This is a genomic window from Domibacillus robiginosus (assembly GCF_000966195.1).
Taxonomy (GTDB): Bacteria; Bacillota; Bacilli; order Bacillales; family Domibacillaceae; genus Domibacillus; species Domibacillus robiginosus.
On record NZ_LAHL01000048.1, the window covers coordinates 17,713 to 41,023 of the forward strand.

Here is a 23,311-nt window from a genome sequence, read left to right on the forward strand (position 1 = left end):
GGGAGAAATATTAATGAAAAAGGTACCTCGTATTATAGCTACGGCTGCACTTGCAGGAGCGGTATTTACTTCAATTAGCCCGCCAGCAGAGGCGGCAGACTTCATGCCGATTTATGCAAAACCTACAGCTGAATTCCCGTTTACTGATGTTCCTAAAGGTCACATGGAAAGCGTTTTAGCTCTTTATCAAAACAAGTTTCTAAATGGGGTTAGTACGGATCAATTCGGATGGAGCCAGACGATCAAGCGTGTGGATGCTGGAGTGGTCGCTGCACGCGGTATGGGTTTTAGAAAAGAGCAGCGCCCTATACCGGAGAAGTGGTTGACATTTAAAGATGTTCCAGGCCGCGCCAAACAGGCGATTGGCTATCTCCAATTTAATAAAGTAGTAAATGGAAAAACAGAAACTGTTTTTGGATCCAATGATACGATCACAAGAGGAGAAGCTGCAATTATTCTCTCAAGAGCTTATGCGGATGTGTTGGTATCACCAACCGAGCCGGCACATCATTTTACAGACGCAACAGGGCGGTACGCGGAGGCCATCAACAAACTAGTGGCTACAGGCATTACTCATGGAAAAACGTCTGACCGGTTTGGCACAAATGACCCGGTAAAACGAGGCGAGCTTGCGATCATGGTAGCCCGTCTGAGTGATCCGGCTTTATCGCCATCTTCTGGCGGTGACCGCCCTTCTCCACCAGACGGGATAACAATGAAAGCAGACAAGGAAAGCTATAGTTTATCATCTGATACAGGTATAAGCCTGACAATTGTTAATAAAGAAGATTTCCCCTACGGATACAGATACCAATATATACTAGAGAAGAAACAAGGAGATAAATGGCTGGAGATAAGAGAGAATCACGGAATCATGTATCCTACTGATGTGCCACAAATAGGAGCTGGCGAAACCATGAAAGTGAATGTTTCGTTTGATAGGTTTAGAACACTAATAACAGCAGGAGAATACAGAATCAAGAATACATTCGGTGTAGCAGAGTTCACCATTACGTACTGAATAAATTTTTTAGTTTATCATTTTCATATTTACAAATATCGTAAAAAGAAGGATGCACTCACTAATGCTGGCGGGTGCTTTTTTCTTTGCTTCAAAACAAACAAAGGAAGCTGGCGGTGATGTAAGGCGGCAGGACCAGAATATCCGAAGCGAGATGAAGGTGTAGTAAAAAGCCGTTATCTGGATAAAAATAACGATCCCGTTGATGCAGTCAGGTATGCACTTGAAATGATATGAAGAGTGGAGTCAGCAGCACAAAAGGATGGTCATTTTGACTACTATACTATTTCATTTTCATACCATTGCCATGAAGCAGGGAAAGAAATATACGAAACAAATGGATTCTATAACAGTAAAGAGAACCCGCCAAATAAACGACTATATTAAAAAAAGCGCACGATTCATTGTTAACTACTGCCTGGAAAACAAAATAGGTCGTCTTGTTGTGGGTTACAACAAAGATTTTAAACGTTCGATCAATATCGGCAAAAAAAAATAACCAGCAGTTTGTTCAAATTCCGTTTGGGAACCTGCGGGAGCAACTGTCTAATCTTTGTGAGCGTTACGGAATTGAATACAAAGAACAGGAAGAATCCTACACAAGTAAAGCGTCTTTTTTTGATAATGACACAATACCTTGCTGGAATCCGGACGAAAAAGAAAAATATATTTTCAGCGGAAAACGTATTAAACGCGGTCTGTATCGTACTGCTTCCGAATACGAACTAAACGCTGACATTAATGGAGCTTTAAATATTCTACGTAAAAGTAACTTGGCGGATTGTGAAATCCTACAAGCTAGAGGGCGTTTGGCTCGCCTACTAAGAATAAGGGTCATCTGACCAAACTTCTTTTAAAGAATCCCACCCGTCTCACCGCAAGGTGAAGGGCTTGCGGCTTTAGCCGTGGGAGAAGTCAAAATTGGTAAACATTATAGACGAAATGAGGATAAAGTCCATTGCAGGAAATGGTTGTATTTACAATTTTTAAGGTAATTGAGGCCCCGATCGAAGAAGTTTTTGCTTACTTAACAGATGATGAAAAAATTAAAGAATGGAATTCCTTATTTGTCGAGAATATTTATGATTCTGAAGAAGATAAGAATGCATGGTATACCTGGCGTGAAATATAAAAGTGTATCTAAAGTTGGAAAAAAACAGCTTCCTGTTGATACGGAGCTGGTTAGTTTTCATGCACCTTATAGCACAACTGTGAAAGGCTATACAAAAGAAGGAGAAAACTATTCAAGGTATATTTTGTCTGAAGAGGACGGAGGAACGTTGGTCACATTAGAAGCCGCTATCATACCGAAGAATTATTAAAAGATCATGCTCAAATTGTTGGGCTGGATGTCAAAAATAATGATAGATGATGAGCCCGATAACTTGGTAGAATTGTTAGAAAAGGACAGAGGATTGCAATAGTCGCTATTAACAAAACCGTTGATCATGAACGGTTTTTATTTTGCAAAAGGGCGGTAAGGCGGTTTGGAATTGTATTTAACTGCAAGCTGAACAATCTTTGCAAATTTGCCTCATATTTCTAAGTCGCGAGGGTTATACGAAATGAGAAAAAGTATAAAATTTATTTTTGCTATTGACAAAAGATTTAACTACTACTAGAATTAAAAACTATCCGAAACAATTGTACCTATCAAAAATTGAATAAATAAGGGCTATGATTGCTGTGGGTCACACTATAGCAGGAGCAGCTTCTGGAGAGACCGCGGGAATTCTGCGGCGCCGAAGGGTTCACAATCTCAGGCAAAAGGACAGAAGAGTACTGAATATTTATTTGTTATGCTGACAATAGTTAGTGCAACAAGTATTATTTGTTATTCTTATGACCACGAGATTGGAGAGCATCCAGTCTCTTTTTTTATGGCTTCATTTATTGCTCATCGTTTCACATGCAAGGTTTCATTGATCGTAAGGAGGAAGTAGGTTTGGAACAACGAGAATTAAAGAGGGATTTATCAAACCGTCATGTTCAACTTATTGCAATTGGCGGCACCATTGGTACTGGCTTATTTTTAGGGTCTGGTAAAGCGATCCAAATGGCTGGCCCCTCGATCATCTTTGCTTATTTAATCGTCGGTATTGCTCTTTTCTTTGTGATGAGAGCGTTGGGAGAACTTCTGTTATCTAAAGCGGGTTATCAATCTTTAACAGATATTGCCGAAGACTACATTGGACCATGGGCATCGTTTGTAACAGGATGGACGTATTGGTTTTGTTGGATTATGACGGCGATGGCTGATGTAATTGCTGTTGGCGTGTATGTACAATATTGGTTCGATATTCCGCAATGGATACCAGCGGTGGTCTGCTTAATCATTTTATTAGGACTCAATTTATTAACGGTAAAGCTTTTTGGAGAATTGGAATTCTGGTTTGCTTTAATAAAGGTTATTACGATTCTCGCATTAATCGGCATTGGCATTATTTTGCTGGTGATGGGATACGAAACCGATGCAGGGTCGGTAACGGTTCAAAACCTCTGGGAGCACGGAGGATTTTTTCCAAATGGAATGTCAGGTTTCTTATTATCATTCCAAATGGTTGTATTCGCCTATGTCGGTGTGGAATTAGTCGGTGTTTCGGCATCAGAAACATCTAACCCGGAGAAAAACATTCCATCAGCTATTAATAAAATTCCTTTGAGGATTCTTTTCTTCTACGTTGGCGCATTGATCGTCCTGCTATGCATTAACCCATGGACGGAATTAAATGCTGCAGAAAGTCCTTTTGTTAAAACGTTTAGTTTGATCGGTATTCCCGTTGCCGCAGGAATTATTAACTTTGTCGTATTGACATCAGCTGCTTCTGCTTGTAACAGTGGAATGTTTTCAACAAGCCGGATTCTGTACAATTTAAGCAATAATAATCAGGGCCCGGCCAATTTTGCAAAACTAAATAAAAATCATGTGCCAAGTAACGCATTATTAACATCGACAATTGTCGTATCGGTAGGAGCTCTTTTAAGCAAGCTTATACCGGAACAAGCTTTTGGAATTGTAACAACAATTAGTGCCATTTGTTTTATTTGGGTCTGGGGTGTGATTCTTGTTTGCCATGTAAGGTATAAGAAAAAACATCCGCAATTGCAGTCGAAATCAACATTTAAAGCACCATTCACACCATTTATCAATTACGTTGTCCTGGCGTTGTTTGCGATAATTCTCATGATTATGATGGTTTCTGAGGAAACGCGACCGGCCTTATTGCTGACTCCTTTATGGTTTATTTTATTATTTATCTTATACTGGAATAAAAGAAACAAGGAGAAACACGGCAAAATCTGAGTATACATCAACAATAAATGGGTGCCTGATCTCTTTTATAATGGGTTATAGCCTTCCAGAAATTAGTGAAAAACGCCCATTCTTATCCAAATTAAAAAATGTTAAATAAAACAAGAGGTCCGGGTGAATGTATAACCCATCGCCCGGACCTCTTTCACTTAGTTACTGGGTTTTGTCCCAAACTCCTTTTTAATACATTTTATTTTGTTTATGAAATTACATGAACAAGCTGGTTGAGGGCTTCGTTAATTGGAGTAACTGGACGACCGAGAACTTTCTCAAAATCATTGCTTTTAACTTCTAGTGAACCGTTCCGAATGCTTTCTTGAATTCCTACTACAATTGGAAGCACAAAATCAGGTAAACCTAAGCCTTTCATGATTTCTTCATATTTTTCGTCACTAACTTGTTGGACAGGTATCTCTTTACCCAATACATCTCCAAGAGCAGATGCCAATTTTTCTTGAGTTAAAAGAGGACCGGAAAGTTCATATACCGTATTTTCGTGCCCGTTTCCAACAAGAACTGCTGCCGCTGCATCTGCGTAATCTTGCTGCAGAGCCCATCCTACTTTACCTTCTCCAGCAGAAGTCACCCATGGAGCTCCTGCAATAGCACCTTGAATGCTTCCAGCTTCGTTTTCCAAATACCAATTGTTACGTAAGAAAGAATAGGGGATGCCCGTTTTAATAATGGCTGCCTCTGTCGCAACATGAGGTGGAGCCATTAAATTTTTGCTTTCTGTTGCATTGGCTAAACTTGTGTAAGCAATAAATTTTACCCCTGCACGTTCAGCTGCTTGGACAGCATTAGCATGCTGCTGGATTCTTGTTTCATTGTCACCATCGGCAGAAATAATTAATAATCGGTCAATCCCTTTAAAAGCATTATCTAATGTTTCCGGACGGTCGAAATCTCCTTGACGAACTTCCACTCCACGATTACGAAGCCCTTCTGCTTTTTCTGGATTTCGGACACTCACCACCAGATTACCTGCAGGTACTAATTTCAATAATGATTCTACAACCTTTGAACCTAATTTTCCTGTTGCTCCAGTTACTAAAATTTTCATTAATATTCCTCCAGTTAAGTTTCATCTGTAACAATATCGATTACATGTATTAATCTTAGTTACATGTAATCGGTTTGTCAACATGTGAAATGATATGTATTATTTTGTTCGTATTTTGGTATAATAAACTTGTAATCGAAACAATTACATGATGAAGAAATAAAATAATATAAGGATTAGTTAACAGGGGTGGTAACTGAACATGTCCATCAGCAGCCGATTTGCGGTAGGAATTCATATATTGGCTTTAATTGAATTAAATAATGAAGGAGTAACATCTTCTGAATTTTTAGCTACGAGTGTTAACACGAACCCAGCCGTTATAAGAAAACTAATGGGAATGCTAAAAAAAGCTGGCTTGATAGAGGTGCACCCAGGAATTGCAGGTGCTAAACTTGCAAAGGAATTATCTTGTATCACTTTGTTCGATGTATATAAGGCAGTAAATGTTGTACAGGAGAAAGAGTTGTTTAGCATACATGAAAGTCCACATCCAGATTGTCCCGTAGGCAGGAACATCCAAAATACAATTGAACCATTATTCACAGCAGCACAATTGGCAATGGAAAAGGTTTTAAGAAATGTTACTTTAGAAGATGTTGTGAGAGACATTGCTACTAAAGAAAATATCTGTTAGAAGAGGCATTCCAAAGGAATGTCTCATTTTCATTTTTTATCTATAACAAATTTGTTTTTCAACAGTCTGGTAAGAGAGCATTATTTAATCATACTCTCTTACGTGATGCCTGGTGATAGACTTTATTAATAATCTCCATATAGATGCCAGGGTCGCTGTGGGATTAGTCATAGCTGAAGAGCTGTTTACTTTAATTGGAGTAGGTGAACCTGGATATAAGACCGGTAAAGAAGCAATAGAGTACTGCTGGAAATGGCTTGAAGGTGAAAAAGTGAACGCAGACAATTTATGCAGCTGCATAGACAGCGAGGATTATGTAGATGTAGCTGAATTTGCTAACAGGGAAAAAGATGTACAAAAACAATATGCATGATATTTAGTTTTAGATGCTGTGTCATACATAGCTTTTCAAGCGTACAAAAAAGAAGGACGTAAAGTTGTTCCTCAAGTGATAGAAATAATTGATGAGGAAACGTTAAAAATATTAGTTGAAATGTGATTGAATTTGGACTTTTTAAGATTGAAACGATGAACAATATAAGAGCATATTTATTAGAAAACTACTCGTTCGATATAAATATGGAAAACCAGAGTGACCTGTAAGGATACGGATTATATTTACAGTTGCCTCATTTTATTGTGCAACATATTTTATTGTATAATGTAGTCAGATTAGCGAACGGGCACCAGCTTTTAGAGCAGGCTCGACACCTGCTCTAAAGAAAGGGCTAGAAAAATTGAGCTGCACGAAAATGCAGCCAGCTCCACAGTCCATTATATTTTTCAAACTCTATGAAGGGCAGCCCATCTGTTCAAAACATGGGGTGCTTCTAATATAAATAACTCCTGTTCTTTCCGATCCTTAAATTCAATATATATTCCATCAGCGAGTAAATCATCTAACTCGTATAAAGCTGTATGTTTATCCTTCACTAGCTCCTTGCTTATTTTCTCCGTTTCTTCTATATCAAGAAAAAACAATGGTCTTTTTCTTTTGGAAAATACACGTGTTGAAAAAGTGCGAGTGTTATTGTATTGCCAGATTAATTTCGATACGGAGATCGGCAAAGACAGTAAGGTCTCCCTTGTTCCTGTATATTCAACAATGACACTGTATATATTCCTCAGCCTGTCAACCGTACGCACTTGAAAGTATCCCATTCCCATACTTTTTCCTCCTGATTTACGTAAACTGCATACCCATAAAATCGTATTCACTCAGTTACATTTGAAATGTAACACAGTTGACTCTATCTAGCCAAACGATTATTCATCAATTAGTCATTATGACTTAACAGTTTTCGTTAACCATTGCTCAAGCATAGGTCATAACGATGGACGACTATTGCTATAATAGGGAGTTTGCTCACAAGAAGCCCTTGAACTTGAAATTTGGATAATCTGATATATACTGGACATTTTTTGCGATATGGACGAATTATTGAGTAACTTACTGTATTCGGAGTAGAACCAAATTATCTAAACCTGAGAAGCTTTTTCATCTTTAACGGGTGAGTAGTTTTCAAAGAATCTTTATGCAAGGCCAATAAAACAATCATGCCAATAATACAGCTCGCGCCAATCCACTGAAAAAGCCCAAAGGGTTCTTTTAACCAAAAAACTGTTGTTAGAACAGCCGCGAGTGGTTCAATGCTGCCAAAAAGGCTCGATTCTTTAGGAGACAGACTTTGTAAACTTTCGATATAAAACCAAAAAGCAATCATTGTACCAAATACAATAACAAAGATTAAGGATACATAAGCGTCTACTGTTAAGTTTTTAAAGTCCATTTGCAAAGGTGAATGGATAAAGCTTAAAGCGAAACCACCAATCACCATAGCCCAGCCAACAATGACAAGGGAATCATATTGCTTTAATAAAGGAACGGCATATAACGTATAAAAAGCTAACGCGATTCCAGATAAAACACCCCAAACGATTGCCGTTATTGATACAGATAATTGAGAGATTGAGCCGTTGGTTAACAAGAAAAAGCAGCCAGCTAAAGCGAGCGAAACCGTTAGTAAATCCTTTCTTGTGAAAACGGATTGTTTGCGCAAGGTGGAATAAATAATAATCATGACAGGTGCAAGGTATTGCAATAGCGTTGCAACAGCCGCATTCCCATGTTTAATGGATGCCATGTATGTGTATTGAACCGCAAGCATACCCACTAATCCAAAGATCATCAGCGGAACAGCAGTTCTTTTGTTTTTCCATACACTAAATATTTGAGAAGAGTCTTTTCCTGAAAATTGAACGGCCAGGAGTAAAAAACCCGCTATAAGTAATCGGATTGTTACAAGCCAATTTATATCAATAGCGTATTGATGAAAAAGCTTTTGTGCAACAGTGCCTCCAATACCCCAGAAAGTCGCTCCTGTCATAACGAGAAATAATCCTTTACTTCTATTCATGTCTGGCTCTCCACCTTTAAATGCAAAAATAGTATTATGATATTGTCATAATAAGTGAAGAACTCCTTAAATAATACTTGAATTGAATGAAAAAATATAAATATATTGAGGTGATAATATGCAAATAAAAGATTTTAAAATTGACCAGAATTTAAAGGAATTAACAGAACATCGTACCGTTGTATTACCAGTGGCCTGTTATGAAACAACGATCAGCCAAAATATGAATGGATATATACCGCTTCACTGGCATGATGAAATTCAATTTGTTTTCATTATAAAAGGAGAAGCCCTATTTCAAATAAATGAAGAAAAGGTAGTGGTTCGGGAAGGTAAGGGGATATTCATTAATAGCGGCTGCCTTCATATGGCGGAAGAAAAAAATCATTCCGGTTGTGTTTATATTTGTTTAAATATTTCTCCGCAGTTTGTCATGTCACAAGAACTTTATATGACCTATGTAAATCCTTATGTCCAGGCGACAAATTTACCTTACTTATACTTGGATACAAAGGAACTTTGGGAAAGAAACATTTTGGATGCCATTATCAAAATCAATCAATTGATTCAAGAAGAGTCACCGTTCTACGAAATCGAAATCACCATACAGCTAACGCTCATTTGGAAAAACCTGATCATTAATGGCTTTCAACTAGAGTATGAACAAACAGAAATGCTGAAGAGTCAGCGATTAAAACAAATGTTAAACTGGATCCATCTGCATTATACTGAGAAAATCATGTTGGATGATATCGCAAGGGCTGGTCAATTAAGCCGTTCAGAATGCTGTCGATATTTCAAGCGAATGTTAAAAAAAACACCATTGACTTATGTAACAGATTATCGCATTCAAAAAAGCTTGCTCCTGCTGCAACAGCCCGATTCCAATGTCACAGATGTTGCCTATCAAGTAGGATTCAATAGTACAAGCTATTTTATCGATAAGTTCCGGAAGTCTGTCAACATGACACCATTAGCATACAAAAAACTTAAAAATAGATAGATTTATAGGTTTTAATCTACTGTAGATGCATATGCAGATGCATAAATCATATATAGGGTTAAGGTAATGCTGGAGAGAGGCTGTTTTGAATCTCATTGCTTCCACTGATTTGTGTTAACTATAATCAATAACCTTAAACAAAAACAGTATCAGTTCTATCTTGAATAAACTTTATCTAAACAGGAACACTGGAATGCCCTGGATTTTAAAAATCCAGGGCATTGTGGCAGATGCTCATACGTTTAATCATTAGGATTACGGCAATGGGACATGAGAAAGAAAAAGTTATTTGACTGGTATAAAAACGTGATTGCATCCAATAGAGAAAGTCTCTTTCATTTTATTGTTTTGAGCAGCTTTAGCGTGCAATATGCAGCTGCAAATTTTTAATTTAGTAAAAAGATTAAACAACAAACTCACTATTGTAAATGTCGTTTAGCTTCGCTAGCACTAACTCTTCATGCTCTCGAAACTTTATCCTGGTTTCTTTGCCTTTGTTTATAAAAATGCCAGTAGCTTTGTCTTCGAAATTAAAGGCAGCATCGTATAAACGGGAAGCTCCTTTACTGGTAGGCGCAAAAATCAAATTCCTGATGGGTCGCATAAAAAGTGGTAGCCCTTTACCTGTGGTCAATTTCGTTCTGCTTGGACCAGGGCACACACTGCGAAGTTTTATCCCTTCCGTCCATAGGTCTGAAGCAATTTTTTTTGTCCAAAGAGAGAGAGCCAGCTTACTGTGTGCGTAAGGACCAATAATTTTTCTAAAACGAGTCGCTCCCGGTTTCATTAATGTATCCAGGTTCAAGTTCTTTAAAACCAGTAAAGTGTTTGAAGAAGTATTAATGACCGTTTTTATCTTGCCCTTTACCAATAGTTCTTTAAGCTCCATTAATATAATATAAGGCACCAGTGTATTCATCTCGAAATGCATCTCACGTTTTTGTTTGGAATATTTGTATTCATTGAAATAAACCCCTGCATTGTTGAACAGTAAATCGATGTGAGATTCACTGATTTTAAGGTGGCCAAGTGCGCCTCTGAGACTGGAAAAGTCGGCTAAATCTGCTTTGTATATTCTTAAATGCCTTGTTTTAAGCGCTTGTAGGATAAGCGGATCATTGCCTGGGAAGTCGGATCGGTTCAAGGCAGCTACTTCCCAGCCTTTTGATAATATTTTTTTTGTCAGTTCCAGCCCAATACCAGAATTAGCTCCTGTTATCAATGCTATTTTATTATTTTTAACCATTTACTTCTTCCTTTCAATATTAGAATTGATAAATTTATGGTGCAAATTGGTACAAACACCAGGTGAAGAAGAATAAACAAATGTTTGTGTAGAACGAATCGGAAAGGACGGTTGCTGTGTCTTAAACGATGAAAAAAAGTATTGGGTCTTAGTCCAATACTTTTCTTTACCCTTCTATTGGTCATTTTATTGATGTGAACTGTTTTACCCAAAATCCGTTAGCAGCTCTAGCACTTTTAATAAACAAACTTGAGATTATTTATGTACCTGACTTTGGCATGCTGTTTGTTTCTTCATTGAATGCATAAGCATTTGAGGATAAAACCACACGTTAAATGGGACGCTAACGTCATTAGCGAATACAGAAGGATCAATAAACGTTACTTTATCTTGTTGAAAACATGACTTGAATTTTAAAACAGGGACTTCCTGTTACACCACAAAGCAGGTCACACGACATCTTTTAATCGTTTGTATATCTGAATACTAAAATACAAATAGATATGTATATGTGTATATGTTTGTTAGTGATTTAGTTTGCCTGTACGGAGAACAAGAAAAGCCGATAATGTAACAAGCTTCCATTAATAAACAGTTACTGCTTTTAAAAGACTGACAGGCAATTCAGCCCGGGCAGCCAGCTTCGGAAACAGATGTTATTCTAGAGAGGATAGCATTACTTAACGTCATTGGACTAATTTTTAGTTTATATACGAAGAAAAATAAAAAAGGGACAATACCGAGTAATTACTTAAGTATTATCCCTTTTTTAACAAGCTGTAAAGAGTAGATCGTTCATATCTATAGTCGATAGGAGACGAAGAGTTATTTCTCATCGAATCTTTTTTAACCATCATGTAATCTTTGCTGAACAGCATGTGAAAATTCTGATTCGATATAATCAAAAAATGGTTTACCTACTGTGTTCTACTTCTAACAACTGAGTGGCAGTTGGATATCAAATTACATTTTAATTTCTTGGATTATCACTGAATTCCATGATTTCTTAAATCGATGCGCTTAATTTTTCCAGAATCCGTTTTCGGCAGGTGGTCAACAAATTCGATAAGTCTTGGGTACTTATAAGGTGCTGTTATTTGCTTAACAAAGCTCTGCAATTCCTTCACAAGGTCAGCGGAACCTTCAACTCCATTTTGTAATACAATAAAAGCTTTCACGACATTCCCTCTAATTTCATCCGGGCTTGCGACAGCCGCACATTCCAATACAGCCGGATGTTTCATTAAGGCGTCTTCAATTTCAAATGGGCCGATTGTATAGCCGGAACTGATAATAACATCATCGCTTCTTCCCTGGAACCAGTAAAAGCCTTCTTCATCCCTGCTGGCACGGTCTCCGGTTAAAAAATAATCTCCTGTATAGGAATTCTCCGTTTTCTCGGGATCTTTATAATACATTTTAAAGAGCGCTGGCAGCTCTTTACGAATGGCGATATTGCCAATCTCGCCTGTTTGAACGGGAACCCCATCCTCATCAACGATTTCAATCGTAGCATTCAGAATTGGCTTGCCCATTGAGCCCGCTTTATGTTCTGCACCCTGCAGCGTTCCGATTAAAAGCGTACTTTCCGTCTGCCCGTAGCCGTCCCTTATTTGAATGTTAAAGGTATTTTTAAATACATCAATTACTTCCATATTAAGTGCTTCTCCGGCAGAAACAGCACTTCTTAAGTTCGAAAGGTCGTATTGGTTTAATCCTTCTGTTTTGGCCATCATCCGGTATTCAGTAGGCGTACAGCACAGTACATTGATTTTTTGATCCTGAAGAAGCTCTAAGTACTTTGCAGGGGTAAAACGTCCCTGATAAACAAATCCGGTTGCGCCTGAACCTAAAACTGAAAGGAAGGGTGACCATACCCACTTTTGCCAGCCGGGAGCAGCAGTTGCCCACACCGTGTCCTCTTTTCTAATATTGAGCCATTCTTTCGCAGCGATACGAATGTGGGCATAACCCCAGCTGTGTGTATGAGCAACCCCTTTTGGGTTCCCTGTTGTGCCGGAAGTATAAGCCAGAAAAGCAAGGTCATCCCGTTTTGTGATTTGATTGTTAAAATCTTCAGAAGCAGAAGCTATGATTTGATCAAGCTCCGCCCATCCAGTATTTGTTCCTCCAAAAGAAACTTTATGTTCAAGATGCGGAAGATTTTCCTCAATAGCATCAATCTCACCCGTAAAATCCGTATAAGAAATAACGGCTCTCGCTTCAGAATGGTTTAGCCGGTAAGCGATATCCTTTGCGCGCAATAATTCAGAAGAAGGGATAATAACGAATCCCGCTTTTAAACAAGCCATATAGATGATATAAGATTCAATTAAGCGGGTAGTAACCACCATGACGCGGTCGCCCTTTTGCAGACCCAGCTGGTACAAACCGTTGGCAAGCTTATTTGATTTTTGAATCAGCTCGTTGTAGGTAATCGTTTGAACTGCTCCAGATTCATTCCGATAAATGAGAGCCGGCTTATCAGAAGCGTGCTGCTCAATCTCCTGCGTAATATTGTAGTGTTCTGGAGCAGTTAATGTGGTTTTGTAATCGTACATGTGTAAAGGACCTCAATTCGTTTAATGTTATCTAAACTATAGAATAGTATATCTAGTTTTAAGACCTGGCGCTAATGAATTGAATCCAAAAAATATAAAGTGTTAAGCTATTTTTTTATTTGGCCCCCTCTGCCTGGAAGAAACGAGCAGCTGGGAGACAGTCGTTCTCGAATAATACAATGCTTTAAAAACAAACCCTATCTAAAGAAAAGGGTTGACATAATCATGTGAAAATATAAGCAGGGGCCTGCTTGACTTGAATGGGAATTTGAAAAGTGGCGATTATGATAAAATAAACAAAAGGCTTTCAATAGTTATTCAAACTTTTGAAATCTATAAATAAAACAAGAGCTTGTTATTTTATTATGAAAGATTGAGGTGGAGCGTCTCATGGGAGTTTTTACTCTTAACCGTTTTAATGGAGTGGAGAAATACAGGATTTCTGAGGCTAACATGTATGCAGTAAAAAAAGATGAAAATGAAATAATGGTATGGCTGGAAGTTGAAACAGAGCGGGAGCCGCTTCAACCACTCCCAGATACAGCAGATTGCGGAATGAATCCGAGCGCAGAGGTAACCGTTTATGTGGGTCGCTTTCATCTCAAAAATTTTGGAGAGCAAGAATTTGTGATTTCCAAAGGGTATGATAAAAACAGAAAAGACTGGACAGCAAGACTCTATTATTTTGAACATCAAGACGTTGATAGAAATACCTTGAAATTGACATACAAAGGAAATGGAATTTTTGATATTCATTGGACAGGCGTTACGACAGATATATCGTATTATGATGGAAGTAAACCAGATACCAGGATTGAGATTTTCGGAGAATGTATTTTTGAAGAATATGCAGACTGGTCATAAGCGTTCATATATAAGCTTTTACTAATCAAATAGATTTCCTTTTTCAAATAAAACAGTGTTCGTCTCGTTTATATGCTGAAAGAAAAGCGGTTGTTGCCAAACATATATGAAGAACATTTAGATGCCTATAGTTCTATTCCGGGGAAAGAGAATCCTGCAGATATTGTATTAAATGGAAAAAAGACTATACAAAGAAACAGATATTAACCAGTGCAGCAGCGGCAGGACTCAAGGAAACGGCTTTTATGGCTTCTTCAGATTTATATCTATCATGGTCTAGATTGAAAGCCCTTTTTTTGTTATGTTTAATATTGGATCTTTAAGCCTGTTAGCGAAAGTTTGGTGTTGATATGGATCTCATAACAAAAGACCTGCTTATTAATTTCTTGATTATTCTCCTTCCTTTATTTTTAATGCAGTCCTTATATCAATTAAAATATGCCTATCGTTTTGAAAATTTAAAAGAGTGGGTATTTGCTATTTTTCCTGTTCTTACTATGGTTTCCTGTATGCTATTTCCTGTTGGGATAGGTGATGGATTTAGCTGGGATCTTCGCAGAATCCCTTTTATTTTGGGCATCTTATATGGCGGGTATAAATTAGGCTTCATTCTACTGTTTTTCTTGTTCGCTATTCGTTATTTTATAGGCGGCAATGGCTTTTATTTAACACTTATAACTATCTCGCTATTAGCTGTTTTAGTATTGTTTTTTTCCAGATATTATATGAAAATGTCCTTGAAACAAAAACTGACAACAAGTTGTTCATTGATTTTCCTTTCAGTACTGATGTCAGTCTTTTTTTCTGAAAAACTATTTGAAAGCAACATGGGAGCACGTATGTGGGTACAATACATTGTGATCAATGTTACCGGCATGTTCATTACAACACTTCTCTGGGAAGGAATTAGAAATAATTTTGAGGTATTGCAAAAACTAATGAAAACAGAGAAATTAGAAGTGGTCAGTCACCTTGCTGCAAGCATTTCTCATGAAGTGCGGAATCCCCTTACTGTAAGTAGAGGATTCATGCAGCTTTCTTCAGATGAAGAATTGTCTCCACAAGTGCGAAAATTTTATGTAGATACTGCCATCCAGGAGATGGATCGTGCTTCAGAAATCATCAATGATTATTTAACCTTTGCGAGACCGGAAATTGATAAAAAAGAAAAATTCAATGTGTTTGAGGAAATTCAAGGCGTGGCCGACATCCTTACCCCCCTGGCGAATATGAATAATACCCAATTAAAGGTATCTTCCGAAAAAAACGAATATGGTTTTGTCTTGGGAGAAAGAAAAAAGTTCGAACAGTGCCTGGTTAATATTATTAAAAATGGAATTGAATCAATGCCGGATGGTGGAAAGCTGCAAATAGATATGATCCAGCATTCATCAACTATACAGATTACTATCCGAGATGAAGGAACAGGGATGACACAGGAACAAATTAATCGTCTCGGTGAACCGTATTTTACAACAAAATCAAAAGGGACCGGGCTTGGTATGATGGTTTCATTTAGCATTATAAAAGAAATAAACGGAAAGATCAGGGTGGAAAGTGAGAGAGGGAAAGGTACCTGTTTCACAATTGAACTCCCAGTATGTAACTGAAAAAACGAAAAATGAATTTGTAGTAAAATCTTCGCGTTTACATAAACATAAACATGAAAAGAAGGTTTGGCATACAGAATAGAAACAAAAACCTAAGGAATTAATAAATTCCTTAGGTTTTTGTTTCGTGAACGATAATTTTTTGGATTGTAGTGTTAATAGGGAACTGGAACATTGTAAAAGAGAATCTATTGGTTGGAGAAGTTAAAGTGTTAAGTTCAGGAAAAAACAACGAGAAGCTAACCGTATTAAGTCCAAGCACATTATAGTCAAACCTTGCACAAGTAGTACAATGTTGAACACTTTTTTTATTTTGAGGTTTGTAGAAAACGAAACATGGACTCTATTATATCGTCCTCTCTATGAGAAAGAAGCGCCACCATTATAAATAACAGGATGATCTTTTTATTGGGTTTTATTCAGTTGTAGATGAAAATACACCTGTAGACAGATATACAGAACCAGATAAAAAAGTGAGAGCCGGTAGAGAATAAACAGAGGTAAAAAAGGTTATAGGAAAGAGCCAACTAAAGCCGCATCAATTTTGGGGCTAAATAGATAATTAAATTGGATATTTTTTTATGATGAACGGAGTATGTACACAGGTAAAAGCTGCTGTAAATGTGCGTATTGTTCCAGGGAAATGTATGATGTTTTTTAACTGTTAGTATCCAAGGCTTGCGATACATACAGCTTTAAGTAGACCGCGGTGCAAAACCATTCGAATTTGTTGAAAAGGTTTGTTTATAGCAGGTGCAATAGTCCAATAAAATCAATTGAAAGTGTTTTTGTTTAAATCAAAAAGCAAACAGGAGGGATGAAAGATGACGTTAGGTCCACGCGTCTTTAAAACAGGCATTGCCGTCACATTATCTTTATATATATGTTTTTTCTTACAACTTGAACCGGCTGTTTTTGCAGCAGTGGCAGCCCTTTTTACGATTCAGCCATCGATTTACCGATCCTGGCGGCAGCTGTTGGATCAGGTAATAACAAATACCATTGGCGCTGCGGTCTCCCTTTTTTCTATTTACTTTATAGGGGACAACCCTATTATCATCGGGCTGTTGATGATGCTCGTAATTTCATTAAGCTTGAAAATGAAAATGGAAAGCACGATTCCGCTGACGCTCGTAACAGTACTGGCTATTATGAGCACCCCGGACAATGAAAATATCGATTTTATACTGAATCGCTTTTTGATTATTTTAGTTGGGATTGGATCTGCTTTGGTCGTCAATCTGCTTATTGTACCACCGAATTATAAGAAAAATTATCTTGAAAAAACAACAGCAGTTTTTCAAAATATGTCATTGCTGCTGCGTACGGCCGTATCCAATGAATTAACGGAAACGTCTTTTCACAGTCAAGGCGAAAAGTTACAGGGAGATATTCGGAAATTGGAGGATTTGTATAAAATTTTTGATGAAGAGCGTGCCAAACTATCCAAATTAAAACCGGTTGATGTGCGCGAAATTGTGGTGTTTAAACAGATGCTTAAAACACTGCAGCAGGGAGAAGAGATATTAGAGAACATTGAAGAGCATTATTTCCAGAGCGGGACAAGTGAAGAAGAAGACCGTTTGTTCGATAGTCATATTGAACAATTAATAAAGCATCATGAATATTTATTTCTGAAATATGAGGGGAAAATAAAGCAGCAGGAAACCGATCATGAACTAAACGAGATGAAGAAAAGTGCAGCTTTTTTTGAGCGAACACTGGATATTTACAAGCAAAATAAAGACCAAAAGTTCCGGTTATTAATCATTGCTTCTTCTATTGTTGAATATTCGTTTCATCTACAGCGACTGGAACAGTTAATTGATCAATACTACAAAGTAAGAAAGAGTTAAAGAAAAGGAAGTAAACGTTTGGTCTAATTAAAATCAACTTGAAATAAGCGGAAGAACAGCTGTGATTGAAGCAGCTGTTCTTCATTTTAATTTAAAAAGAAGATGATATAAGTTGAATAAATGATTTTTCATAACTTTTCCGAAAAGCAGCAGCCAGCCCGCAGCCCATTACGCTGCTTTTTTAACGGGATTTCTCTCCTGATACTAAACAGCGAATGTAAAAAGCTTGACTCAAATTATATAGGATTATTCTTTAATAGGCCCTATTTTTTTTATAAAAGACTGAATTGTTTAACTTCGGAGGGTAAATTTAACACTCAAACTAGCATAAATATTCAAAAAAGTCCTTGTCAAAACATGTCGACTGGACTACAATCAAAATAACAGATGTGATATTACATAACGCAAATACGGAGGAAAAGATGACATGACAGAATTACTTGTTTCAAATACAACAGAAGCAGCTTTAGAACAAATTAAAGAAACAATCAAAACAAAAAATGTTGAATTATTACACTTACAGTTTGTAGATATTGAAGGAATCCTAAAGCATGTCACGGTTACAGTTGAACAATTAGAGGATGTAGTAGAAGGCAAAATGATGTTTGATGGTTCGTCTATTAAAGGTTTTTCTGCCATCAACAACTCGGATCTTTATCTTCAACCAGATCTAAATACATTTGCAGTTCTTCCCTGGACAGAAGAAGAGGGTTACGCTGAAGCGCGTTTCCTTTGCTCTGCAGTAAACCCAGATGGTACGTTGTTTGAAGGAGATACTCGTAACGTATTAAAGAAAACAGTGGATCGTGCAGCCGAACAGGGCTATTCAATTTCAGTTGGTCCCGAACTAGAATTTTTCTTGTTCAATGCAGACGAAAATGGAAACCCAACGACTGAATTATCAGACAGCGGTTCTTACTTTGAACCGTCTCCAAAAGATCTTGGCGAGCGTGTGCGTTTAGAAATTTATCGTGCATTAAAAGCGATGGGCTTCACTATTGAAGCATCGCACCATGAAGTTGCTCAAGGTCAGCATGAACTTAGCTTCAAGTACGCAGATGCATTAGGGGCGGCGGACAAAGCGACTACGTATAAATGGGTCGTTAAAACAGTTGCTCAAAAATTCGGACTGCATGCTACATTTATGCCGAAACCAGTGTTTGGAATTAACGGTTCTGGTATGCACGTAAATATGTCATTCTTTAAAAACGGTGAAAACGCATTTTTTGATTCTTCCGATGAGTTGCAATTATCAAAAGAAGCATACCACTTTATTGCCGGTTTACTAGAAAATGTGAAGAACTTTGTGGCCGTAACAAACCCGTTAGTAAACTCTTACAAGCGTTTAGTTCCGGGCTACGAAGCACCATGCTACCTTGCCTGGTCTGCTTCTAACCGTTCAGCTCTTATTCGTATTCCAGCGAAAAGAGGTCTTGCAACGCGTGTAGAACTACGCTGCCCAGATCCGTCATCTAATCCTTACTTAACATTTGCAGTCATTGCTTCTGCAGGCTTGGATGGAATTGAGAAAGAATTAGAAGCGCCAGCATCAGTAAACGAAGATATCTTCCACATGACGGAAGAACAAAGAGCGTCTGCTGGCATTGAAAGCCTTCCTGGCAGCTTACAAGAAGCGGTAGCAGCATTAGAAGCAGGCGATATTGCTGTTAAAACATTAGGGGAACACGTATATAACGAATATGTTTCTATGAAAAAATCAGAATGGGACAGCTACCGTACAGCTGTTCATTCATGGGAAATTCAAAACTACCATTCTAAATTCTAATAAAAAGCAGGCTGCAGCCTGAATTTTTTCAAAATAACCCTTCATGCTACCTTTTTGGTAAAGTGGAGGGTTATTTTTTGCCATTGTAGTAAGTCAGTAAGTCGCTTTCGTGATTAGCAGTGCAGGTTACAAGCAGCTTATAAAAAAACTGCAACCTACTTTTATCGATTGCAGCTTTTGGATTATTTAACGATGCTGGACAGGTATTTCTTCGCGGGAGCGCTTGTTTCCTTTATAGATAAAATAAAGTGCGATGATCATAAATAGTAAGGAAAAAGCACGTTTTGTATCTAACGGTATTACTAAACTATTAAACCAGCCAAAATTGTCAATCACGATACCAATGACCAGCTGACCGATGATTCCGGCAATATTGGTTGCGATGACTCCGATCCTTGGAACAGCTATGACCGTTAAAAGCAAGTACAAAGTCCCCAAAAAAGCAGCGCTTAATTGCCATTTAGGTGCTTCTAGTAATGCAAGAATATTTCCCTGGCCGAAAAAAAGAATAAAAATGGCAAGAAACATAGTCCCTGTTGCAAAAGTTAAAAATGTTGTTTCGATTGTTCCGGTTTTTCGACTCAATGTGCCATTGATAGACGATTGTGCACTTAATGTAATACCGCCTAAAAAGGTAAATAAAATCATAAATGTTCCCATTTTTCAGACCTCCTAGTTAACTAAAACAAGCGCTATAATCATTGAAATAACGGCAAATATTTTTTCTTTATTGATTTTAAGTTTTTTGCTGCCAAGCCAGCCGTAGTGTTCAATAATCATGCTCATGACCATTTGACCAATAATAACTGCAACCATGGTGATCCCAACACCAACAAAAGGAACACTAATTACAATGGATGTTAAATAAACAACTCCTAAGAGTCCACCAAGCAATGACCATTTAGGGGCTTCAGCCGTATGTGAAAGTTTACCCTTCCCGAAGAATATCCATAGTAACCCCATGATAATGGAACCCATAAAGAAGTTATAAAAACTGGTTTCAAGCTGTCCGATTGTTTTTCCCAATTCGCCGTAGATCGCTCCTTCAAAACTAAGTGCTGCTCCCGCTAATAACGCAAGTATATAGGCAAAATAACGCATGAAAGAAATCCTCCTCATTAATTTATTTATATATATATCTAGAAAAATCGATATAAGGTGCCGAAAAAACAGAAATCAGCTAAATTAGATTTCCGTTTGAAAATATTCAGCCAACTGACGTATAAAATCCTCGTTTCGCCGATAATAGGTCCACTGACCATAGCGAACGGATTCAAGCAGACCGGCTTTCTGCATCATGTTTAAGTAGTGGGAAACCGTAGATTGAGAAGCTTTAGCTTTTTCCTGAATATCTCCTACACATACTCCCCCTTTGATACTAACCTCCTTCGGAAGATGAGCGCCTTGTTTAGGGAAATGCTTCTCTGGTTCCTTCAGCCACTGTAAAATGTTAAGTCGAGTTTCATTTGATAACGCCTTAAATACATCAATTAATTCCATAGTCCATATTGTATATCGCTTTTTTTCGATATGTCAATTGAAAGTGTTTAAAGCTTATCCTAATTCAGTACTGTCGCTTTTCCTATTATCAAGTAAATAGATCGATGTGGGGGGAGCTATTCGAAAGGAGCTAGGCAAATCTGGCGCAATTTTTACGATTTCAGGATGAAACTATATTAAATACCCAGGGTTTTGTTAAGGGATATTCTATTTATAATATTATCTTTTATGGGTCTGATTATTGTTTAAAATAAATCATCTACAAAAGGGTGAGATTACAGCGGATAAAAATCCAGTTCAAAATACAGCAGAAGAAAAAGAAAAACTCCCAGAGGTAGATGCGCATTTCTATTGAGCATGGTAAAGAAGTAAAAGCGTTATATGCGTATTATACAGAAATACCTGACAACTATGGAGAACAGGAATTTTGCCAAAATTGCAGGCCGCCAATTTAGATGGAACAGTAACAGACGTAATCAACACGCTTAAGGTGCAGGTGAATGAAAAGTTGTGTGATGGTCTTCAGACAATACAAAGTTAATTTTCATGAAAATAAGGAAAGCAATGCAAGGAAGAGAGAGATAAGTTACATGAGAAACGCCCTGGAATCTAAAGGTCGGGGGCGTTTTTTGGCTGCTCTCGCTTTCGCCTATGTTACATTTTTTTGCGTGCACTTAAACGGGGGTTATCATCCGTCTACTGGGCCAATCAGACAGATTAGTCGTCTCGCAGAATGCAGCTAAGCTTACTTGCATCCCCACAAAAGCCAGTACATTTCCTGTTGAGTGTCATCTTTAATTGACTTCATGCATAGTCTATATTACATCGTGTAAAGCATGCTTTACATCATGTAAAAGTCGATATACAAGGAGTGATCACTTATGACTTATCAAGAAAAAAAAAGCATTGTATCATTGATCAGCGTTATTCTCATTTTCGGCTCTTTTTGTTTGTACATGTACCCGCAGCATCCTGAGGGAGGACTCGGGTCGAGCGAAACTTTACGTTATTGGGGTTCTTTTGTTCTTATTTTAACACTGGTTTCCATAGTCGCGCACATTGTAATCAGCATTATGTTTAACATTATCTTTAGAATAACGACTAAAGAAAAGGAGCCAGCATTTGCGGATGAACTGGATAAGTTCATTGAACTGAAAGCACACCGAAATTCTTTTTTTATATTTATTATCGGTTTTCTTCTGGCCATGGGATCACTGATCATCTATCAGCCGTCACAAATGATGTTTGTCATCCTGATCATTTCAGGGTTTCTTTCCGATGTGACCGGCTCCTTTACCAAGCTTTATCATTATCGGAAAGGATTTTAATATGGGCAAGCATCTTGTCGGCAATCACATACGAAAATTACGATTCAATCACAATGAAATGACCCAGCAGCAATTGGCTGACCTAGCGGGCGTAACGAGACAGACTATCGTATCGCTAGAGAAGGGGAACTACTCTCCATCTCTAGAACTGGCTTTTCGGATTGCACGCGCCTTTAACTTATCGCTAGAAGAAGTATTTTTTTATGGTGACAACATAAAACCATAAAAATGGTGACCGTCTGTCTCTGCTTTACTGTTTATGAATTTATGGAAAGAAGGGAAGAAAAAATGAATTCAAACAAGAAAGCAGCGAGGATCATAGGTATACTGTTTATACTTGCGGCCGTTACAGCGATTATGGGTGTTATTTTATACGATCCCATTTTAAATGATTCCGATTACTTGATTGAAGGTGCCAAGCACGCTAACCAGGTGACATTGGGAGCGTTGATGGAGTTAATTCTGGTGGTGTCGGCGGTTGGAACTGCAACGACTATGTTTCCGTTTTTAAGAAAGTATAATGAAACGATCGCTCTTTGGCATGTTTGCTTCCGGTTTCTTGAAGCGGTTGTCATTACGGTTGGTATCATCAGTGTGCTGTCTTTATTGACTTTAAGCCGGGAGTTTGTCGCAGCGGGAGCGCCGAATACCACGTCTTTTCAAGCTTCAGGTATAGTATTAAAAGCAATACACGACTGGACATTTTCGCTTGGCCCCAATTTTATGCTGGGTATCAATACAATGATGTACAGTTATATCTTTTATAAATCCAGGCTCGTACCAAGATTTATACCTATATTGGGGATGGCAGGGGCAGCTCTTGTTTTTGTTTGTGCTCTGTTAGTCATGTTTGATGTCATTGAACAAGTTTCTGTCTGGGGTGCTATTTTGGCGCTGCCAGTAGCTGCAAATGAAATGATTTTAGCTGTATGGCTTATTGTGAAAGGCTTCAATGAATCTGCACTTGCTTCTATGTCCGCAAAAAAGAAATAAACGTAAATGAACAGGTATGATAGTTGGAAAAGCAAATCATACATTGCATTTTGTGTTGCATTGGAAACGCCTCAGATCAAAAGAGTCTGAGGCGTTTTTTTTTTTTTTTTTTT

At 37.8% G+C, this 23,311-nt stretch carries 22 protein-coding genes, 1 pseudogene and 1 riboswitch; of the genes and pseudogenes, 15 read left to right on the top strand and 8 right to left on the bottom strand.

The window, feature by feature from the left end; all coding sequences use genetic code 11:
• Positions 1 to 13 precede the first annotated feature (13 nt).
• From VP97_RS19075 to VP97_RS19090, 5 genes are all read left to right on the top strand, one after another.
• On the top strand, positions 14 to 1,021 hold the full coding sequence (locus VP97_RS19075; RefSeq protein WP_050183746.1) for an S-layer homology domain-containing protein: 1,008 nt from the start codon (positions 14 to 16) through the stop codon (positions 1,019 to 1,021).
• A gap of 443 nt (positions 1,022 to 1,464) precedes the next feature.
• A complete protein-coding gene (locus tag VP97_RS23475; protein ID WP_172656813.1) occupies positions 1,465 to 1,863 on the top strand; it encodes a zinc ribbon domain-containing protein in 399 nt (132 codons plus the stop codon).
• A 116-nt stretch (positions 1,864 to 1,979) separates the two neighbouring features.
• Entirely contained in the window at positions 1,980 to 2,153 is a 174-nt protein-coding gene (locus tag VP97_RS24030; RefSeq protein ID WP_156153559.1) for a hypothetical protein, read from the top strand.
• Positions 2,143 to 2,343 carry a hypothetical protein gene (locus VP97_RS19085; RefSeq protein WP_050183748.1) on the top strand — a complete coding sequence of 67 codons (201 nt, stop codon included), beginning with the start codon at positions 2,143 to 2,145 and terminating at the stop codon, positions 2,341 to 2,343. Before VP97_RS24030 ends, VP97_RS19085 begins: the two co-directional genes overlap by 11 nt.
• 382 nt (positions 2,344 to 2,725) lie before the next feature.
• Positions 2,726 to 2,806: riboswitch (glycine riboswitch) on the top strand.
• A gap of 160 nt (positions 2,807 to 2,966) precedes the next feature.
• Positions 2,967 to 4,325 carry an amino acid permease gene (locus VP97_RS19090; protein WP_050183749.1) on the top strand — a complete coding sequence of 453 codons (1,359 nt, stop codon included), beginning with the start codon at positions 2,967 to 2,969 and terminating at the stop codon, positions 4,323 to 4,325.
• Between the two features lie 208 nt (positions 4,326 to 4,533).
• On the opposite strand, the gene VP97_RS19095 is transcribed toward VP97_RS19090, so the two are convergent.
• Entirely contained in the window at positions 4,534 to 5,397 is an 864-nt protein-coding gene (locus VP97_RS19095) for an SDR family oxidoreductase (protein WP_050183750.1), read from the bottom strand.
• Between the two features lie 202 nt (positions 5,398 to 5,599).
• Between VP97_RS19095 and VP97_RS19100 the strand changes: the two genes are divergently transcribed.
• The gene (locus VP97_RS19100; protein ID WP_050183751.1) at positions 5,600 to 6,034 is read left to right on the top strand and encodes an Rrf2 family transcriptional regulator; all 435 of its coding nucleotides are present in this window, start codon (positions 5,600 to 5,602) and stop codon (positions 6,032 to 6,034) included.
• 157 nt (positions 6,035 to 6,191) lie between these two features.
• Positions 6,192 to 6,533 (top strand): annotated as a pseudogene (locus VP97_RS19105) (Imm6 family immunity protein).
• A 284-nt stretch (positions 6,534 to 6,817) separates the two neighbouring features.
• On the opposite strand, the gene VP97_RS19110 reads toward VP97_RS19105, so the two are convergent.
• Both VP97_RS19110 and VP97_RS19115 read right to left on the bottom strand, forming a co-directional pair.
• Positions 6,818 to 7,201, bottom strand: coding sequence for a hypothetical protein (locus VP97_RS19110; RefSeq protein ID WP_050183752.1), 384 nt, complete (start codon positions 7,199 to 7,201; stop codon positions 6,818 to 6,820).
• A 308-nt stretch (positions 7,202 to 7,509) separates the two neighbouring features.
• Entirely contained in the window at positions 7,510 to 8,451 is a 942-nt protein-coding gene (locus VP97_RS19115) for an EamA family transporter (RefSeq protein WP_050183753.1), read from the bottom strand.
• A gap of 118 nt (positions 8,452 to 8,569) precedes the next feature.
• On the opposite strand from VP97_RS19115, the gene VP97_RS19120 reads away from it, so the two are divergent.
• Complete coding sequence (locus tag VP97_RS19120; protein WP_050183754.1) at positions 8,570 to 9,454, top strand: AraC family transcriptional regulator; 885 nt, start codon at positions 8,570 to 8,572, stop codon at positions 9,452 to 9,454.
• Positions 9,455 to 9,857: 403 nt separating this feature from the next.
• Here VP97_RS19120 and VP97_RS19125 read toward each other — a convergent pair whose 3' ends face one another.
• On the bottom strand, positions 9,858 to 10,700 hold the full coding sequence (locus VP97_RS19125) for an SDR family NAD(P)-dependent oxidoreductase (RefSeq protein ID WP_050183755.1): 843 nt from the start codon (positions 10,698 to 10,700) through the stop codon (positions 9,858 to 9,860).
• 986 nt (positions 10,701 to 11,686) lie between these two features.
• Positions 11,687 to 13,261, bottom strand: a complete 1,575-nt coding sequence (mbcS, locus tag VP97_RS19130; protein WP_050183756.1) for an acyl-CoA synthetase MbcS — start codon at positions 13,259 to 13,261, stop codon at positions 11,687 to 11,689.
• Between the two features lie 390 nt (positions 13,262 to 13,651).
• On the opposite strand from mbcS, the gene VP97_RS19135 reads away from it, so the two are divergent.
• The 4 genes from VP97_RS19135 to glnA all read left to right on the top strand — a co-directional run bounded on the left by VP97_RS19135 (position 13,652) and on the right by glnA (position 19,377).
• Positions 13,652 to 14,125 carry a hypothetical protein gene (locus VP97_RS19135; RefSeq protein ID WP_050183757.1) on the top strand — a complete coding sequence of 158 codons (474 nt, stop codon included), beginning with the start codon at positions 13,652 to 13,654 and terminating at the stop codon, positions 14,123 to 14,125.
• Between the two features lie 386 nt (positions 14,126 to 14,511).
• Positions 14,512 to 15,735, top strand: a complete 1,224-nt coding sequence (locus VP97_RS19140) for a sensor histidine kinase (protein WP_245629938.1) — start codon at positions 14,512 to 14,514, stop codon at positions 15,733 to 15,735.
• An 824-nt stretch (positions 15,736 to 16,559) separates the two neighbouring features.
• Positions 16,560 to 17,591, top strand: coding sequence for an FUSC family protein (locus VP97_RS19145; protein WP_050183759.1), 1,032 nt, complete (start codon positions 16,560 to 16,562; stop codon positions 17,589 to 17,591).
• A gap of 427 nt (positions 17,592 to 18,018) precedes the next feature.
• Entirely contained in the window at positions 18,019 to 19,377 is a 1,359-nt protein-coding gene (gene glnA, locus VP97_RS19150; RefSeq protein ID WP_050183760.1) for a type I glutamate--ammonia ligase, read from the top strand.
• A gap of 186 nt (positions 19,378 to 19,563) precedes the next feature.
• On the opposite strand, the gene VP97_RS19155 is transcribed toward glnA, so the two are convergent.
• The 3 genes from VP97_RS19155 to VP97_RS19165 all read right to left on the bottom strand — a co-directional run bounded on the left by VP97_RS19155 (position 19,564) and on the right by VP97_RS19165 (position 20,877).
• Positions 19,564 to 20,037 (bottom strand): DMT family transporter, encoded by a 474-nt coding sequence (locus VP97_RS19155; protein WP_050183761.1) that lies wholly within the window; start codon positions 20,035 to 20,037, stop codon positions 19,564 to 19,566.
• 12 nt (positions 20,038 to 20,049) lie between these two features.
• On the bottom strand, positions 20,050 to 20,478 hold the full coding sequence (locus VP97_RS19160; protein WP_050183762.1) for a DMT family transporter: 429 nt from the start codon (positions 20,476 to 20,478) through the stop codon (positions 20,050 to 20,052).
• A gap of 84 nt (positions 20,479 to 20,562) precedes the next feature.
• The gene (locus VP97_RS19165) at positions 20,563 to 20,877 is read right to left on the bottom strand and encodes an ArsR/SmtB family transcription factor (RefSeq protein WP_050183763.1); all 315 of its coding nucleotides are present in this window, start codon (positions 20,875 to 20,877) and stop codon (positions 20,563 to 20,565) included.
• Between the two features lie 881 nt (positions 20,878 to 21,758).
• Here VP97_RS19165 and VP97_RS19175 point away from each other — a divergent pair.
• The 3 genes from VP97_RS19175 to VP97_RS19185 all read left to right on the top strand — a co-directional run bounded on the left by VP97_RS19175 (position 21,759) and on the right by VP97_RS19185 (position 23,198).
• Positions 21,759 to 22,205, top strand: a complete 447-nt coding sequence (locus VP97_RS19175; protein ID WP_050183765.1) for a hypothetical protein — start codon at positions 21,759 to 21,761, stop codon at positions 22,203 to 22,205.
• Between the two features lies 1 nt (position 22,206).
• A complete protein-coding gene (locus tag VP97_RS19180; RefSeq protein ID WP_050183766.1) occupies positions 22,207 to 22,431 on the top strand; it encodes a helix-turn-helix transcriptional regulator in 225 nt (74 codons plus the stop codon).
• Positions 22,432 to 22,493: 62 nt separating this feature from the next.
• Positions 22,494 to 23,198 carry a DUF4386 domain-containing protein gene (locus VP97_RS19185; protein WP_050183767.1) on the top strand — a complete coding sequence of 235 codons (705 nt, stop codon included), beginning with the start codon at positions 22,494 to 22,496 and terminating at the stop codon, positions 23,196 to 23,198.
• Positions 23,199 to 23,311: the final 113 nt, after the last annotated feature.

What these genes read in the sequence shown, in the direction of transcription:
- VP97_RS19075 (WP_050183746.1), top strand. Translation starts at nt 14, where the DNA reads ATGAAAAAGGTACCTCGTATTATAGCTACGGCTGCACTTGCAGGAGCG.
- VP97_RS19095 (WP_050183750.1), bottom strand. Translation starts at nt 5,397, where the DNA reads ATGAAAATTTTAGTAACTGGAGCAACAGGAAAATTAGGTTCAAAGGTT.
- VP97_RS19100 (WP_050183751.1), top strand. Translation starts at nt 5,600, where the DNA reads ATGTCCATCAGCAGCCGATTTGCGGTAGGAATTCATATATTGGCTTTA.
- VP97_RS19110 (WP_050183752.1), bottom strand. Translation starts at nt 7,201, where the DNA reads ATGGGAATGGGATACTTTCAAGTGCGTACGGTTGACAGGCTGAGGAAT.
- VP97_RS19115 (WP_050183753.1), bottom strand. Translation starts at nt 8,451, where the DNA reads ATGAATAGAAGTAAAGGATTATTTCTCGTTATGACAGGAGCGACTTTC.
- VP97_RS19120 (WP_050183754.1), top strand. Translation starts at nt 8,570, where the DNA reads ATGCAAATAAAAGATTTTAAAATTGACCAGAATTTAAAGGAATTAACA.
- VP97_RS19125 (WP_050183755.1), bottom strand. Translation starts at nt 10,700, where the DNA reads ATGGTTAAAAATAATAAAATAGCATTGATAACAGGAGCTAATTCTGGT.
- mbcS (WP_050183756.1), bottom strand. Translation starts at nt 13,261, where the DNA reads ATGTACGATTACAAAACCACATTAACTGCTCCAGAACACTACAATATT.
- VP97_RS19135 (WP_050183757.1), top strand. Translation starts at nt 13,652, where the DNA reads ATGGGAGTTTTTACTCTTAACCGTTTTAATGGAGTGGAGAAATACAGG.
- VP97_RS19145 (WP_050183759.1), top strand. Translation starts at nt 16,560, where the DNA reads ATGACGTTAGGTCCACGCGTCTTTAAAACAGGCATTGCCGTCACATTA.
- glnA (WP_050183760.1), top strand. Translation starts at nt 18,019, where the DNA reads ATGACAGAATTACTTGTTTCAAATACAACAGAAGCAGCTTTAGAACAA.
- VP97_RS19155 (WP_050183761.1), bottom strand. Translation starts at nt 20,037, where the DNA reads ATGGGAACATTTATGATTTTATTTACCTTTTTAGGCGGTATTACATTA.
- VP97_RS19160 (WP_050183762.1), bottom strand. Translation starts at nt 20,478, where the DNA reads ATGCGTTATTTTGCCTATATACTTGCGTTATTAGCGGGAGCAGCACTT.
- VP97_RS19165 (WP_050183763.1), bottom strand. Translation starts at nt 20,877, where the DNA reads ATGGAATTAATTGATGTATTTAAGGCGTTATCAAATGAAACTCGACTT.
- VP97_RS19175 (WP_050183765.1), top strand. Translation starts at nt 21,759, where the DNA reads ATGACTTATCAAGAAAAAAAAAGCATTGTATCATTGATCAGCGTTATT.
- VP97_RS19180 (WP_050183766.1), top strand. Translation starts at nt 22,207, where the DNA reads ATGGGCAAGCATCTTGTCGGCAATCACATACGAAAATTACGATTCAAT.
- VP97_RS19185 (WP_050183767.1), top strand. Translation starts at nt 22,494, where the DNA reads ATGAATTCAAACAAGAAAGCAGCGAGGATCATAGGTATACTGTTTATA.